We start from the raw sequence: 16,382 nt of genomic DNA, 5'->3' as shown, positions 1-16,382 counted from the left end.
AATTCATAGACGGAGTCCTCCTGTGTGATGATGGGTCAATGGCTGTTGACACTCATGCATCATACTAGAGGGCTTTTTTTATTTCAAGACCCTGAAAATCCTTCTAACAGGAATGCTCCTTTAAATTATCCTTAACATACAGTTCAAATTGATAAAACAATAGCAAAAAATCATCTCATCTTTAGAAATCTATAGAGATGAGATGATTATAATCAATACTTTTTCAAGCTCTTAACTAATTCTTTTTAAGATCAATTAATTCATAAACGACCTGATCATTATCCAAATCGTAAGTCAAAATGTGACCATATTGTTGATCGAAATAATATAGATAGCCGTCCGTACTTTCTACTTCCATTACCTGATTAAAGGTGCCTGCTTCAGTATCAACACTCTCTGACATACTTGTTACGGTATAGCGAACCGAAAGATAGGAATCGTTATAAGCATAGCTCCAGGTTGACCCCAATTTAACAGGGGAGGGGATAGAGAATTTTAAGTATTCATCTAAATTTCCTTGTTTAGGTGCGAAAAATTTAAATCGGCTATCAGTTAAAATACTTTGATAGTTTCTACTAGAACCGCTTTCGTCTGTAACGCTCCATAGGTCAGTATTTTTGTCCGATTTCTTATACGTATAAACCTCTGTACCAATTCTTCCGTTATTTTCAATGTATTCAAAAGTATATTGATAATTCTTATTGAACTTGAATTTCCCGGTAACTGGAATATAATCAGGCACTAAAACACGGGAAAGAAAAGCAGAAAAATGTGAACGAGTTAATGGACTTTTTGGTTTAAATGTTCCATCAGTATATCCGGTTGTAATATTATTTGCTGCAAGTGTACTAATTGCAGCGTAATAACTGCTTTTTGTAGAAACATCTTTAAATCGAACACTGCTTTTACCAGTTAAATCAAAAGCATTTACTAGCACGTGCGCCATTTTTTCACGGGTAATTGGTTCATTCGGATAAAACATTTTCCCTTTTGGAAAAATTCTCTCGTCTACAACTGCTGCAATTGCATCGTATGCACCATGATTTTTTGAAACGTCTAAAAAATTAGGATTAGGTCTATTTTCTAAATCGAGATTTAACGTTCTAGCAATCATTGTAGCAACTTGAGCATTTGTTACATTGTTATCCGGTTTAAATGTAAGATTGTCATATCCTTTAATAATTCCTTCCTGTACTAAAAATTCAATTTCGGAAGAATTTGGATGTTTTGAGGGTACATCTTTAAATGTTGCAGCCTGGCTACTCCCAATATTCATAAATAGAAAAGTAAAAAGAGCGAGGCTATTCAGTATAAAAAACTTCCATTTTCCCTTCAAATCTAGGTCCTCCATTTACTAGTTAAATATCAAAATTAAATCAAAAAACAAGAGATCCAATAATGATAAGTTAAATATAATTAAGAAATGAATATTTTTCCAGGGTTTAGAATATTATTTGGGTCAAATAATTTTTTAATAGCCTTCATCACTTCTAGAGAATTCCCATGCTCAGTTTGTTGGTATTTTGCTTTGCCAATTCCTACACCATGTTCACCTGTACAAGTTCCACCGTTTTTTAAAGCAAAATTCACTATATTTTCGTTGAACTTTGTCGCGCTTAATTTTTCTTCATCGGATTGTGGGTTATACATGACGAGAGCATGGAAATTTCCATCACCAACATGGCCAACAATTCCGCCAACTAGACTTGTGACTTCTATTTGTGAACGGGCAAAGCGAATTGCCTCCGCAAGTTTCGATATTGGTACACAAACATCCGTTGTCATCATTTTTTTCCCTGGGAAACCGTGGATGAACGCATAAGCAATACTATGTCGGACCTCCCAAAGTTTGTTGCGGGAAGCAGTATCTGTTTCAAAAGCAAAATTAGTACAACCATATTCTTCAAATATATCTTTTGTAAAAGATACATCCTCTGCCATACCAGACTGATTACCATGGAATTCTAAAAATATAGTAGGCTTTTCTTCATAATTCGTATCATTATAGATGTTAGCTTGACGGACTGAAGCTTCGTCTACCAATTCTACTCGACCAATTTGAATTCCTGCTTGCCTAATGGCAGTAACAGCCTGTACGGCAGAATCAATCGTGTCAAATAGTGCACGACCTGCAGTAACGAATTCTGGAATACCGAATACACGAAGCGTAATTTCTGTAAAACACCCTAAAGTACCTTCAGAACCAACAAATAAGCCGTTTAAATTGTAGCCGGAGGAAGACTTAACAGCTAAGTTTCCTGTATGCATGATTGTGCCATCAGCAAGGACAACTTCTAAATCACGAACTTGATCGCGCATTACACCGTAGCAAACTGCGGTAGTACCGCTTGCATTTGTGGCAGTCATTCCACCAATTGTTGCATCAGCCCCGGGGTCAACGGTAAATTGAAGCCCATATTTTTTTAATTCTTTATTTAATTGTAATCGTGTAACTCCTGGCTGAACTTTTACTAATAAGTCATCTGGTCGAATTTCCAATATGGAATTCATTAGTGAAAAATCGATCGAAATTCCTTTATTAACTGGAATTACATTTCCCTCTAAGCTTGAGCCGACGCCAAATGGAACAACTGGAATTTTAAATTCGTTTGCGATTTTTAAAATGTTTTGTACATCTAATGTCGAGCGGGGATAGACTACCACATCAGGTAAAACTGGCTCATGGTGTGATTCATCTTTTGCATGTAATTGTCTTACAGTTTCGTTTGTAGTAATTTGATCTTGTTCTAAAACTTCTAATAATTGATTAATAGCATCTGAAATACTTACTTGCATTTTTTACACCTCATTATTTATTAGTAACTATTATTTTAGATTAAATGAGAATTTTATGAAAGGTTGAAATATTATGTAAATGGGAATGTTGAAAAAAGGAACCATCCAAAAGTATTTTGGACGGTCCCTAAATTCATACCAAGTAAGTAGACATCTGATATTAAGATTGAAAAGCTTTTGATAATTTTTCTGTAAATGCTTCCTGTTCTGCAGCAGACGATGCTTTCCACCATTTCTCTAAAAATACACCTAAACCAGGTAGTAAATGCTCTTCACCACGAGAAATAGCATCCTCTACAGTATCACGGAACTCGTTAGCACTGTCGCCTTGAACGTTTGCTGTAATTGCATCTCGAATTTGAAAATTCATAACAATCTCCTCCTCTAAGAGTAGTCTGCTTCAACATAGAAAAACTATACATAGTAAATAATTTTATAAATGATGAATTTAAACAATTCACAAAAGGGTTGGATAACAGCAGTAAAATTCCATGCCACATTCGATTAAAAGATAGCGAGTTTCCATTGCAACTTCTTCTACACTTTTATAATATTTCCTTTTCCACCGTTTTCATTAGTTTCAGAAACAATGCAGAATGATTCATTGTTAAGCATGGAAACCTATTTTTGTTTATCAGGATGTTGTGCAATAATGCGTTTTACTAAATTCATTTCTATACGAGCTCATTTGAAAACTTTGGTGAACATACTACTGAGGAGCATATAAAAAGGCTTAGTACACTTTTAAAAACCAATGGAATTGAACAAAACTATTCTGTTAAGAAATAGGTTGACCTTTTCAAGAAGAAGATTTTTACACTGTCCAACTTTTCATGTAAAATTAGGCTTTAAGAACGAAAGGGAAAAGGCGGTAACTGTATAAATGAAACGAATTGAATCAACACAAAATGCTTTAGTAAAGCATTGGAAAAAGCTTGTAACAACTCGTAAAGAACGTGAAAAAACAGGAGAATTTATCGTAGAAGGCTTTCATTTAGTGGAAGAAGCGTTGAAAAATAAAGAGCAAATTGTTCAGATTATTGTGCGTGAAGGTGTGGAATTACCTTTATTATGGGCAATTGATAATGTCGTGATGGTGGAGGTTACGGATTCCGTTGCAAAAGAAATTGCGGAGACAGAGACTTCTCAAGGTGTCTTTGCCCATTGTAAACAACAACAGGCAACAAATGAAGATCAGGCAAATTGGCGAAAACTTTTACTTGTTGATGCAGTGCAAGATCCAGGCAATATTGGTACGATGATTCGTACAGCTGATGCAGCTGGTATTGATGCAGTCGTATTAGGAAAAGGTTGTGCAGACGCGTACAACCCGAAAACATTACGTTCAGCTCAAGGCTCCCATTTCCATATCCCGGTTGTGCGGGGTGAATTAATGGATTGGATTGAAGATTTACAAGAGCGTGATGTAAAAGTTTATGGAACTGCTTTACAAGATGCCATTGATTATACTGAGGTTGAAGGTTCGCAAAACTTTGCATTAATCGTAGGTAATGAAGGCAGTGGTATTCATCCACAGCTGCTTGATAAAACAGATCAAAATGTCATTATCCCGATTTTGGGCAAAGCTGAATCGCTAAATGTTGCTGTAGCAACTGGAATACTGCTCTATCAATTTATTCGTTAATTTAGAAACTAAAGAAGAGAATGAGAAGAATCTAGCACAAGACCCTGCTCCTTTTAGTGAAAGTAACCTAAAAGGCTAAGTGGGGTACTTGCGCATTTATTATTTATTCAATCAGTAAATCAGCTCCCAATACACCAATAATATGATCTCCATCTAATATAGGCATTGACAGTGAAATACAATTTTTCTTTGTTAAAGCAGAAATATAAACCTCTGATACATAGACTTGTCCAAGTGAAGCTTGAATAAACCAAGGACGCATTTTTGCGTTAACAAGACCAGCTGTAGGATTCGAATAAACGAATGTTCCATCCAGTCGATTAGACCATATTGCTTCTAATTGTTTGTTTGATGAAAGAATATCATCCAATACTTTCTTGTGTACTTGTGTATTCATTGTTACTAGCTGTCTTGTTTGGTTTAGTTGTGAAAGAATTTGTGTCATGTTATTGATTAAGGAGTGATCCATTTCTATTTCATGTGCGGATAAATCTTGTTGAACGATTGTTTGTAATTCTTCGGAAGTTTGAATTAATGAATGACTTATTGCTCGTATCTCTTCTACATTTATGTGCTGCTTATCTAAATCGTTTGATACGTGATAAACATTCTCTTTGTTTTCAAACGCCAATTGAGATATTTCCTGAAGCAGCTGTGCAATCTCCTGGACGCTTTCTCGTTGTCCCTCCACAGCATCAGTAGATTCGGAAACCATTTTTGTTATAGAACTTAATTTCAATTGGAATGATTTTAAATATTTCAGAATGTCATTTAATTCGTTTGAACCCTCCTGAATTTGCTTTGTTTCAGTTTCCACCATATGTGTAGATTTATTAATCTCGTTTAAGATTAAATCAATATTTTCTCGTGTTTCTTCCACTGCATTTGAGGTTTGGTTTGCTAGGTTCCCAACTTCATTCGCTACTACTGCAAATCCTTTTCCGTGTTCTCCTGCTCGAGCAGCTTCGATGGATGCATTTAAAGCTAAAATTCGCGTCTTTTGGGAAATGGATCCGATTGTATGGACGATATCAATAATTTTTCTTGAGTTATTTACTAGCTGATTCATTTGCTGTAGGAGAGTGTTGTGACTATTGCTTAAAGTTTCAAACTTTTTTTGAAGTGAATGAAAAGATTCAAAAGATATCATTAATTCTTCATTTGAAGTTTGACTGTTTGAAAGAATTTCTTGTGAAAAGGCAGAAATATGTAAGGCGGATGATTCAATTTCAGTCATTTTTTTAGAAACTTGCTGTGCATGTTCAGCAGTTTGTATACTATGCTCAAGTAAACTATTTGATTTTTCTTTACTAGAAGCAGATGTTTCCTCAAGTGCTATTGAAGCGATTTTCATTTGTTCAACTACTGCTTTAAGTTGGTCAATTGCAACTTGAATTTGTCCATTGATATTTAGAGATGCGTCTTCGAAACTTGATTCTGTTTTTATTTCTTCTCGTCTTTTTATAAAAAGCATAAAATATCCCTCCTTTTTTGATGTTACAAAATCTAACGTTAATATAATATAAAATATAACATATTAGTTAAAAATTCCATATACAAATGTTTAAAATGTACTATTTTTTACGTATATTAAAAATGTAATATTTTTAAATGAGAATGTGATTGCTGTACTTGAAACGATTTCCGTTTTGAAGTAAAATAATGAAGAATTTAGAAATACAATAATTTTAAATGCGTTATGAGTGGGAAGAGTAAATATTTATAGACCTTTTAGGGAGCATAGGCCGTAGACTGAAAGCATATGTATTGTCGTAAATATTGAAGTTCACCCCACGAGCAGCTTCCGGGATCAAGTTTATTTGTGAAAGGAAAGCCGGCTGAGTTAGCCGTTATGTTAATGAAGTGATTGCATATTTGCAATAACTAGGGTGGTACCGCGAAATTAGTCCTCGTCCCTTTTTAGGGGCGGGGTTTTTTGTTGTGAAAAGAGGTTAATTGGTTATTCGCACATAAATCTGTGAAAACCGCACATAAACCGATGAATTTCGCACTTAAACATTCCAATACCGCACATAATCAGGCGGAAACCGCACATAACCCATTAGTCACATCACTACAAAGCCAAATTTTTTAAGGAGGTATATAAAAATGGAACAACAATTAAAGCAATTAGAGCAAGAAGCATTAGCTAAATTAGCAGCAGCTTCGAATTTAAAAGAATTAAATGATGTTCGTGTTGCGTATTTAGGTAAAAAAGGTCCAATTACTGATTTATTAAAAGGAATGGGGAAATTATCCCCTGAAGAGCGTCCGAAAATGGGTGCACTTGTCAACACGGTTCGTGAGAATGTAACAGCACAATTAGAAGCAAGAGCTGCTGTATTAGAAGCTCAAGCCATTCAAGAACAACTTGAAAAAGAATCAATTGATGTGACGTTGCCAGGACGTAAAATTCGCCAAGGAAATCGTCATCCTTTAACACGCGTAGTCGAAGAAATTGAAGATTTATTCGTTTCAATGGGATATCAAATTGCTGAAGGTACAGAAGTTGAAAAAGATTATTACAACTTTGAAGCACTTAACTTGCCTAAAGGGCACCCTGCTCGTGATATGCAAGATACATTCTATATTACAGAAGAAACACTTTTACGTACACATACTTCACCAGTGCAGGCACGTACGATGGAAGCGAAAAAAGGTGAACCAATTCGAATCATCTCGCCAGGTAAAGTGTTCCGCCGCGATAATGATGATGCAACACATTCACATCAATTCATGCAAATTGAAGGGTTAGTTGTTGGTGAAAACATTCGCATGAGTGATTTAAAAGGTACACTTGATGCGTTAGCGAAAAAAATGTTCGGTGCAGAACGTGAAATTCGCCTACGTCCAAGTTTCTTCCCATTCACTGAGCCATCTGTTGAAGTTGATGTTTCTTGTCATAAATGCGGCGGTTCTGGCTGTAACGTATGTAAGCAAACAGGCTGGATTGAAATTTTAGGAGCTGGAATGGTGCATCCAAATGTACTAGAAATGGCTGGATATGACTCTAAAAAAGTATCAGGATTTGCATTTGGAATCGGTGCTGAACGTATTGCAATGTTGAAATATGGAGTGGATGATATTCGTCATTTCTATACGAATGACAATCGTTTCTTATCACAATTCCACCGAACAGAAGAGTAAGGGGGCGCAAAAATGTTAGTATCATTAAATTGGTTAAAACAATATGTTGACATAGATAGCTTAACACCAGAAGAATTAGCTGAAAAAATTACACGTTCTGGTATAGAAGTAGATGCAGTAATCGATCGTTCGCAAGGGATGACAAATGTAGTTGTAGGATATGTTGTTTCAAAAGAAAAACATCCTGATGCAGATAAATTAAATATTTGCCAAGTTGAAGTTGGAGAAGGTGATGTGCGACAAATTATTTGTGGTGCACCGAATGTTGCGCAGGGTCAAAAAGTTATCGTAGCATTACCTGGAGCTCGTCTTCCAGGGGGCGTGAAAATTAAAAAAGCTAAAATGCGCGGCCAGGAATCAAACGGAATGATTTGTTCATTACAAGAGCTAGGTATAGAAGGACGTGTTGTTCCGAAGGTCTACGCTGACGGAATTTATGTACTGCCTGAAGATGCAGTGCCAGGAAGCGACGCATTGGAGCTTATCGGCTTACGTGATATTGTATTAGAACTTGGCTTAACACCAAACCGTTCCGATGCACTTTCAATACTTGGAGTTGCTTATGAAGTGGCAGCTATTCTTTCACAGGAAGTAAAATTACCGAAAATTAACTATGAAACTTCATCTGAAAAAGCTCAAGACTACTTAAAACTCCGAGTGGAAGCTAAAGAAAATCCATTGTATGGTGCGAAAGTTGTTAAAAACGTAAAAATTGCCGAATCACCACTTTGGCTGCAGCATTATTTAATGGCTGCTGGTGTACGCCCACACAATAATGTTGTTGATATTACAAATTATATTTTAATGGAATATGGTCAACCGCTTCATGCATTCGACTATGATTCATTAAAAACAAAGGAAATTGTTGTACGTTTAGCAAACGAAGGTGAAAAAATTGTTACTTTAGACGATCAAGAACGTACATTGAATTCTCATAACCTTGTTATTACTAATGGCATCGAGCCAGTTGCAATTGCAGGGGTAATGGGTGGTGCAAACTCTGAAGTGACAGATTCTACGACAACAGTTGTAATTGAAGCTGCTTATTTTGATGGCCTTTCAGTTCGTCGTACATCAAAAGAATTAGGGCTTCGTTCTGATTCATCAGCTCGTTTTGAAAAAGGAGTAGATCCAAATCGTGTCCTTCTAGCTGCTGAACGTGCTGCTCAAATGTTAGAAGAACTTGCTAGTGGAGAAGTGTTAGATGGAACAGTGTTAATTGATGAATTAGACAAGACACCTGCAAGAGTCGTTGTATCTCCTGATTTTATTAATACTCGACTAGGGATGAAAATATCGTTAGAGGAAATGTTGTCAATTTTAAATCGTTTAAAATTCGACGTAGAAGCAGCAAATGGCTTACTAATTATCGATGTACCAACTCGTCGTCAAGATATTAAAATTGAAGAAGATATTGTAGAAGAAATCGCTCGTTTGTACGGCTATGATGAAATACCAATGACGCTTCCAAGTGGAGGGGAACAAGTTGGTGGTTTAACACCTTACCAAGCGAAACGACGCGTTGTTCGTAATTTATTAGAAGGTTCTGGCCTATATCAAGCAATTACTTATTCATTGACTTCTGATGAGTTAGCACAAAAATATGCTTTAAAAGCAGAAGATACAACAAGATTATTAATGCCAATGAGTGAAGATCGTTCTACATTACGTCAAAGCTTAATTCCTCATTTAGTGGAAGCAGCAAGCTATAATGTAGCTCGTAAAGAGGAATCTGTTGCATTATATGAAATCGGGTCTGTTTTCTTGGGTCAAACAGAAGAAAAACTTCCTTATGAAGAAGAGCATATTGCCCTTATTGTAACTGGAAAATGGGTAGACAATGCATGGTTGGGTGAAAAAGTAAATGCAGATTTCTTCGTTGCAAAAGGAATCGTAGAAGCTTTATTCGAAAAACTCGGCTTATCAGAACGAATTTCGTATGAAAAAGCGGTTGTTGAAGGTTTGCATCCTGGTCAAACGGCAAATATTTTGCTTGATGGAGAGAAAGTCGGAATAATTGGTGGTCTACATCCAGTAGAGCGCAAAAAGTATGACTTAAAAGAAGCGTTTGTAGCTGAATTAAACTTACAAGCGATTATTACAGCGTCTGTAGAAGAGTTAGTGTATAAACCAGTTCCTCGTTTCCCAGCGATGACTCGTGATATCGCATTAGAGCTTGATCGTTCAAAACCAGCTGGAGAAATTGTTGAAATAATTCGTAAAGCGGGAACAAAACTTTTAAAAGAAGTAAAAGTTTTCGATGTATATGAAGGTGACAAAATGACAGCTGGCAAAAAATCAGTAGCCTTCTCTTTAACATACTTCGATCCAGAGCGTACGTTAACAGATGAAGAAGTAGTAAATGCTCATGAAAAAGTGCTAAAAGCATTGGCTGAGGCTGGAGCGGAAGTACGATAATTTAATACAAATTAGATGGTGGTGAAAGGCTATTTACTTTTCACCACCTTTTTTATTGTTACTTATAAGAAGATAAGAAGAAAAAGTTTTATGAGGTATATAAAACTACTTTTGTTAAATTTTTGATAAAATATTTTTAAAAAGTGTGCTAAAATTTTATTATAAGAGTGAAAATATAACATTAAAGGAAATTAACAAAGTATGTTAAGTTTTAAAAAAGCAACAAAAAGTAAGATACTAATTGTTATTACTTTTCTTATTATCATTACTATTTTCCGTTTAATATGGATGAACTTCTTATCAACGCTTAATTATACTGAAAGCCCAAGTATAAATAATGGTGTTTTAGATTTACGTGGATGGGAGTTTTCAGATAAAAAGACGCTCCCGTTAAATGGAGAATGGGAGTTTTACCCATCTACTTTAATCAATCCTGATGAATCTCTACAATCGGTCGAGGGAGATAAAACGTATATACAAGTTCCAAGTAAGTGGAATGATGTTTTTATTAATGATCAGGATCATTCTTTTCACTACGGTACATATTGATTGCGAATACTGCTTGATGATGAAAGTCCCCATACATTTGGTTTAAAGATTTCAGAAATTAATACTGCCTCTGCAATATATGTGAATGGAAAATTAGTAGGGGGAGCTGGACTACCATCATCAAATTCCGACTTACATGAAAATAATAAAATTCCATATTCTGTTTCATTTGGACCTAAAGAAAATGAAGTTGACATACTAATACATGTATCTAGTAAGTTTAATGAGGGGGGAATTATAAAACCCTTACGCTTTGGAACAATAGAAGCAATTACTTATCGAAATAACCTTTCCATTGGAATGCAGCTATTATTTTGTGCAGTCTTAATAATACACGGTGTTTATGCGTTAATCTTATATGTTATTGGCGCTAATCCAAATAAAGGATTGTTATACTTTTCCTTAATATTATTCTCTGCTCTTATTACTGTTCTGGGAGCAGATGATAAATTACTGTATAGAGTATTTGAAATCAACTATGTATGGGGGGCAAAATTAACTTTTCTCTCATATATTGGTGTTGCAGCATTTATTCCACACTTGATTAAGAATTTATTCCCTATTGAAGGTTATTTAAAAATTCTAAGATGGTACTCGTTATATTGTGCTCTTTATGCTATCTTCATTCTACTAGCACCTTTGGAATATGCTTTACATACAATTACCATACTCGGTACAGTCCTTTTATTATCAATCATTGTTTCGGTGATTTTGCTTAAAAATACAAATAAGGAGATAGAAGAAAGTATCTATCTTTTAATTAGTTGTTTAAGTATTGGAGTAAACATTGTTTGGGTAATAATACACGGTCGTTTGTCGCTAGAATATATACATTATCCTTTTGATCTTATTTTCGCAATACTAGCTTTTGCAGCACTTTGGTTTAAACGCTTTTTCCTCGTTACATCAAAGGCGGAACAGCTTGCTGAAAAATTAAAGCTCGAAAACACGCGCAAGGATGACTTTTTAGTTAATACCTCTCATGAATTGAGAAATCCATTGCACGGTATAATCAATATTATTCAATCAATTTTAGATGACCGAAAAACCCCGCCTAGTGAAGAGCATAAAAAACGCTTAGGAATTATAATGAAAGTCAGCAAGCGTATGTCCTTAATGTTAAATGACTTGCTGGATGTCACTAGATTAAGAGAAAAAACGATTCAGTTACAACTAGGGAGAGTACAGTTACATTCTGTTGTAGCTGGTGTTGTGGATATGATAAAACTTATGCTGGATGGGAAACCAATCCGTCTGCAAGTTTGTATTCCTGATACATTTCCTGCTGTTTTAGCAGATGAAAACAGAATTATTCAAGTCTTATTTAATTTAGTTCATAATGCAGTGAAATTTACTGATGAAGGAACAGTCACAATTCATGTGTATATTGAGAATAAAAAAGCTTATATTGTTGTTGAAGATACTGGAATAGGAATTGAAAAAGAGGCATTGCAAACTATTTTCCATCCCTATGAACAAGCTTCTATTAATTCATCAAGTGAACGTGGTGGATTCGGACTTGGACTTAGCATTTGTAAGCAATTAGTAGAATTGCATAACGGAACATTAACAGTTGAATCAACTCCAGGTAAAGGCTCTGCTTTTACATTTACACTTCCTCTATTCGAAGTTAGTGAAGTTGAAGAGGAAAATTATATAATTAATCTGCTGAAAGAATCAATCAATACTATTGCTGCAACAACTGAGCTTTCAACACAGATTGAAACGCGAAACGACTATAATGTTAATCAAGAATTGAAACCAAAAATTTTAGCAGTAGATGACGACAATATTAACTTAAACATATTGATTTCCCTTCTTGGAGAGGAATATGAAGTGACCGCTGTTAGCAGTGCAAAACAAGCTCTTGAAAAACTCAAAGTGGAACAATATGATCTTGTTATCTCAGATGTGATGATGCCGCATGTTTCAGGCTTTGAGCTAACGCGTATTATCCGCAAACAATTTACTCTTTCGGAGCTACCTATTCTGCTACTGACTGCTCGAACTCGGTCTGAGGATATGTTGACCGGCTTCCATGCAGGCGCAAATGATTACGTAACGAAACCTATCGATTCATGGGAATTAAAGGTGAGAGTGCAAGTACTCATAAAACTAAAACAATCCATTGAGGAACGTGTAAGAATGGAAGGTGCTTGGCTGCAATCACAAATCAAACCACATTTTTTATTTAATGTGTTAAATTCAATTTCTGCACTTGGAACGATAGATACAAATAAAATGCAGGAGCTCCTTGAAGAATTTAGTAATTATTTACGTTTCAGCATTGATTTTAATAATGCAGCACCACTTGTTTCTCTTGAAAGTGAACTTTCTCTTGTTCGTTCCTATTTATATATAGAGAGTGTACGTTTTGGTGATCGCTTAAGAGTTCGATGGGAGATTGATGATTCAATTGAAATTCAGGTACCTCCGTTGTCAATTCAACCACTTGTAGAAAATGCGGTAATACATGGTATTTTAGATCGCAAAGATGGGGGAGAAGTTTGCATTCGGGTTCGCAGGCAGTTAGATTGTATTGAAATTTCGATAATTGACGATGGCAAAGGTATGACTGAGGCTGAATTTGAGCAGCTCTTCATGAATAAAAGTGACTCGAAAGTTAGAAAAAGTATTGGGTTGAAAAATATCGACCGCCGCTTAAAACAGCTATTTGGTAAAGGGCTGCAAATCGTTAGTTCATATAATAAAGGGACAACTATTACTTTCTATATTCCAATTAAGAAAGAGATAGGGGAAATAACCTTCCCTTAATGCTAATTTGTACTAACATAAAATGAGCCAACCACAATATGTGATTGGCTCATTTCCTTTTAAGAGTTTCTTAATTTAGTTACAAACATAATTGAAAATGCTGAAAGCAGCAATAATAACCCAATTACTAACAAGGAGTACATGTTTGTTGCAGTTTTTGGCAATTCATAGTTTGTATCACTGTTAGAATTATTTGAGTTTCCAGCAGCGACTTCTCCATTGGAATTACCTGAATTATTATTGCCGTTAATGTTGCCATTAGGTTTTCCAGGGTTCTTTCCACCATTGTTGCCATTAGTGTCCCCGGAGCTACCGCCGCCATTATTGCCGTTAGGTTTTTCAGGATTATTACCGTTATTGTTGTTGCCGTCAGATCCTCCAGGATTACTGCCGCCATTGTTGTTGCCGTCGGTATCTCCAGGGTTATTACCGCCGTTGTTGTCGCCATCAGAGTCCCCAGGGTTATTACCGCCGCCGTTGTTGCCGTCAGAGTCCCCAGGATTATTGCCGCCATTGTTGCCGCCGTTGCCTCCTCCTGAGTTGCCTCCGCCACCGCCGCCAGATCGAATCACTTCATTTTCAAAAGTGACTTTTACTGTTTCTTTTTGATCATTTTCAATAATAAAATTAAGCGGGTCCTTACTTAGGCGATATCCGGATGGTGATTTTGTTTCAATGAATTGGTAGTTTCCTGGTTGTAAAGCAGGGATTATGATTTTGCCTTCATTGTTTGTCGTTAAGTCTTTAGAAATTACATTGCCATATTCATCTAGTAAATCAAAAACTGCCCCTGCTAAAGTTACAGAGTGATCACCTTTTTTAACCTTTGTTAATTCTACGGCATCGATATGTTTTTTATTTACGTGACTAACTTTTACGATTTCAGTTTGAATTTCGGTAATAGTGAATGGAATCGGTGTTGCATCCAATTCATAACCAAGGGGAGCAACTGTTTCGATTAACTGATATTCACCAGGCTGTAAATTTGGTATAGCTAATCTTCCATTAGCATCCGTTTTAAGATCCGTCAAACCGATATCCACATATTCTGTTCCGTTGTATCGTAAAAGCTTGAATGTTGCATCTGCCAAAGTAATTGACTCATCATCAGCATCAAGCTTTGTCAGTTCAACTGCTTGATGCAATTTTTTATTTGTAACCGTTACAGAAACTTGTGGTTCATCGATTGTCACTTTTTCTTCCCCTTGAATTTCGATAAAGTAGCCTTCAGGGGCAGCAGTTTCCTTCAAAATATAGTCATCATATAATAGACCATCAAAGATTGCTTGTCCTTTTTCGTCTGTTGTAACGGTTTTTATTGGTATTTTTCCTTCGCTATCATAAAGTGTGAATTTTGCACCAGGCAGTAGCTTTTCAGTGTTGTCGGCATCTACTTTTGTTACAACAAGTTGGCCTGTTTCACCAGAACCACTGCCGCCGCCTCCAGAAAGTCTAACAACGATGGACTTACTAGTTTCTGTGACTTCAGTTGTTAAACCAGCTCCATTAAGCTTCACTTTATTTGATACAGTAGCGCCATGTTGTGCATTAATATAAGTTTGGTATTCTAACATATAAGCTGTTTCGATTGTATTATTGAAGCTTAGTTTGAAGGTTGGTTTGCCCTCATCATTTTCAGTAAACTCAAGTGTATAGGCATTACTATCTAGCACGTCGCCTTTAGATATCGTACCGTCTTGGTTAACCTCTGTTTTATATACAACAAAAGAATCCTCTACTAGTATTAAATTTTCACTTGGCGTATCAGAAATTGTTGCATCTGCGATAGTAGATTGACCACGGTTAATGTAAACGGTCCAATCAATTACCTTGCCATCCTGCAAACCATCCTTGTTGACATATTCTCCACCATGCTTCACTGCAACACCTGCATTCAAATCTGTTAGCTTTTGCGTGTCATCATATAATGTAGCAGTGTTGTCATACTTTTCAACGATTAATTGATTGTCTAAAGTAGTTTTATAGGTAATAATATATCCACTATTGATAGATTGGTTAAAGGCAAGTTTAAACCCTAGAGTTTCACCATTTTCAATAGTGTCGACAGTAAATTGGTCTTCAGAAAGTTTTGCACCCTTACTAAATTCATTTTTGCCACCAAGAGGCTCTGCATGGAATACCTCAATAGAACCATCTACTAATTTTTGCCCTTGTAAAATATAGTCTTCAATAATGGCTTTTGAAATTGATTTTAAATTATAGTTTATGCCAATTTCCCAAGTAATTTCTTTTGTAATTGGGTTGTAGCTTCCGTTTTTGTAGCCATTATTAGTAGTATATTCATCAGGTTTAAACTCAGCAGTAGTAGTTTTTTCTTTTGGTGCTCCTTCTTCTATCCAGTGAATTTCCGCATTATTAGTGAAATTCGGTTTTGAATCATCTTCTTTCCAATCATTGTTGAATTTTGTAGTGTATGTGATAATTAGTTTTTCTTCAACTGGATTTAGGAATTTAACGGTAAATCCTTTTTCTTGAAGTACAAGTTCATAATCAGTGTTCTTTGTTAAAACCTCTTGATTTGCCTTTGTAATCTTAAAAGAATCTTCCACAAGTTCGAGCCCACCGTTAACAAATGAATCAGTTAACACAAGGTCTTCCATTTTAAAGGAGTTTCCGTTTAGTTCAATCTTCCAATCTACCGTTTTCTCTTTATAGTTAGGGTTTTGCGAATTTTTAATTAAAACAACTTGTTGTACATATCTTGTAGCTGTTTTTTCTGTTTCTACTGACTTCACCTTATTTTCGGCATTCCCACTATTGAAGATTGGTTCAATTGGGTTTGTACTATATTCAATTTTGTAAGCAGACGATATTTCTTTATTGAATTTTACTGTAAAACCATGTGAACCATCTATAGTTTTATCTGCTAAGGTGTATTCCGAGGAATCCACTAGTTCGCTTTTAGATTCCTTTCCATCAGCATCTAATGTAACTTTATAAATTTTAAAAGTATCTTTTATAAGCTGATGTCCAGCAGGTAAGAAGTCCTCTAAGACAGCGTTATCCTTTGAAATTGTTTTTTCATTATAAT

General features: G+C 35.6%; 10 protein-coding genes and 1 other annotated feature. Of the genes, 5 read left to right on the top strand and 5 right to left on the bottom strand.

Translation table 11 applies throughout. From position 1 onward, the window contains the following. Window positions 1-235: 235 nt before the first annotated feature. The 3 genes from EKG35_RS06635 to sspI all read right to left on the bottom strand — a co-directional run bounded on the left by EKG35_RS06635 (window position 236) and on the right by sspI (window position 3,166). Window positions 236-1,276 (bottom strand): S-layer homology domain-containing protein, encoded by a 1,041-nt coding sequence (locus EKG35_RS06635; RefSeq protein ID WP_185807666.1) that lies wholly within the window; start codon window positions 1,274-1,276, stop codon window positions 236-238. 140 nt (window positions 1,277-1,416) lie between these two features. Then, entirely contained in the window at window positions 1,417-2,796 is a 1,380-nt protein-coding gene (locus tag EKG35_RS06630; RefSeq protein ID WP_126293650.1) for an FAD-binding oxidoreductase, read from the bottom strand. A gap of 160 nt (window positions 2,797-2,956) precedes the next feature. Continuing rightward, entirely contained in the window at window positions 2,957-3,166 is a 210-nt protein-coding gene (gene sspI / locus EKG35_RS06625; protein ID WP_126293649.1) for a small acid-soluble spore protein SspI, read from the bottom strand. Window positions 3,167-3,679: 513 nt separating this feature from the next. On the opposite strand from sspI, the gene EKG35_RS06620 reads away from it, so the two are divergent. Then, window positions 3,680-4,441, top strand: a complete 762-nt coding sequence (locus tag EKG35_RS06620) for a TrmH family RNA methyltransferase (RefSeq protein WP_126293648.1) — start codon at window positions 3,680-3,682, stop codon at window positions 4,439-4,441. 103 nt (window positions 4,442-4,544) lie between these two features. Here the strand turns inward: EKG35_RS06620 and EKG35_RS06615 are convergent, their stop codons facing one another. Further along, on the bottom strand, window positions 4,545-5,915 hold the full coding sequence (locus EKG35_RS06615) for a methyl-accepting chemotaxis protein (RefSeq protein ID WP_126293647.1): 1,371 nt from the start codon (window positions 5,913-5,915) through the stop codon (window positions 4,545-4,547). A gap of 216 nt (window positions 5,916-6,131) precedes the next feature. Beyond that, window positions 6,132-6,362 (top strand) — a binding site (T-box leader). 188 nt (window positions 6,363-6,550) lie between these two features. Here EKG35_RS06615 and pheS point away from each other — a divergent pair. From pheS to EKG35_RS06600, 4 genes are all read left to right on the top strand, one after another. Beyond that, window positions 6,551-7,588 carry a phenylalanine--tRNA ligase subunit alpha gene (gene pheS / locus EKG35_RS06610; protein ID WP_126293646.1) on the top strand — a complete coding sequence of 346 codons (1,038 nt, stop codon included), beginning with the start codon at window positions 6,551-6,553 and terminating at the stop codon, window positions 7,586-7,588. A gap of 12 nt (window positions 7,589-7,600) precedes the next feature. Next, window positions 7,601-10,006: a phenylalanine--tRNA ligase subunit beta gene (pheT, locus tag EKG35_RS06605; RefSeq protein ID WP_126293645.1), complete on the top strand. Its 2,406-nt coding sequence runs from the start codon at window positions 7,601-7,603 to the stop codon at window positions 10,004-10,006. A 201-nt stretch (window positions 10,007-10,207) separates the two neighbouring features. Next, entirely contained in the window at window positions 10,208-10,555 is a 348-nt protein-coding gene (locus EKG35_RS21215; RefSeq protein WP_246020230.1) for a hypothetical protein, read from the top strand. Further along, window positions 10,556-13,330: an ATP-binding protein gene (locus EKG35_RS06600; protein WP_246020228.1), complete on the top strand. Its 2,775-nt coding sequence runs from the start codon at window positions 10,556-10,558 to the stop codon at window positions 13,328-13,330. 59 nt (window positions 13,331-13,389) lie between these two features. Here EKG35_RS06600 and EKG35_RS06595 read toward each other — a convergent pair whose 3' ends face one another. Then, complete coding sequence (locus tag EKG35_RS06595) at window positions 13,390-16,365, bottom strand: collagen binding domain-containing protein (RefSeq protein ID WP_246020232.1); 2,976 nt, start codon at window positions 16,363-16,365, stop codon at window positions 13,390-13,392. Between the last annotated feature and the right edge of the window lie 17 nt (window positions 16,366-16,382).

Source organism: Lysinibacillus telephonicus (genome assembly GCF_003966145.1).
Lineage (GTDB): Bacteria > Bacillota > Bacilli > Bacillales_A > Planococcaceae > Ureibacillus > Ureibacillus telephonicus.
The sequence above is the reverse complement of the archived record's forward strand: the minus strand, read 5'-3'. Positions and strand labels throughout refer to the sequence as shown.

Excerpts from the sequence above, each read along its gene's own strand:
- EKG35_RS06635 (WP_185807666.1), bottom strand. The coding sequence starts at position 1,276 with ATGAATATTGGGAGTAGCCAGGCTGCAACATTTAAAGATGTACCCTCA.
- EKG35_RS06630 (WP_126293650.1), bottom strand. The coding sequence starts at position 2,796 with ATGCAAGTAAGTATTTCAGATGCTATTAATCAATTATTAGAAGTTTTA.
- sspI (WP_126293649.1), bottom strand. The coding sequence starts at position 3,166 with ATGAATTTTCAAATTCGAGATGCAATTACAGCAAACGTTCAAGGCGAC.
- EKG35_RS06620 (WP_126293648.1), top strand. The coding sequence starts at position 3,680 with ATGAAACGAATTGAATCAACACAAAATGCTTTAGTAAAGCATTGGAAA.
- EKG35_RS06615 (WP_126293647.1), bottom strand. The coding sequence starts at position 5,915 with ATGCTTTTTATAAAAAGACGAGAAGAAATAAAAACAGAATCAAGTTTC.
- pheS (WP_126293646.1), top strand. The coding sequence starts at position 6,551 with ATGGAACAACAATTAAAGCAATTAGAGCAAGAAGCATTAGCTAAATTA.
- pheT (WP_126293645.1), top strand. The coding sequence starts at position 7,601 with ATGTTAGTATCATTAAATTGGTTAAAACAATATGTTGACATAGATAGC.
- EKG35_RS21215 (WP_246020230.1), top strand. The coding sequence starts at position 10,208 with ATGTTAAGTTTTAAAAAAGCAACAAAAAGTAAGATACTAATTGTTATT.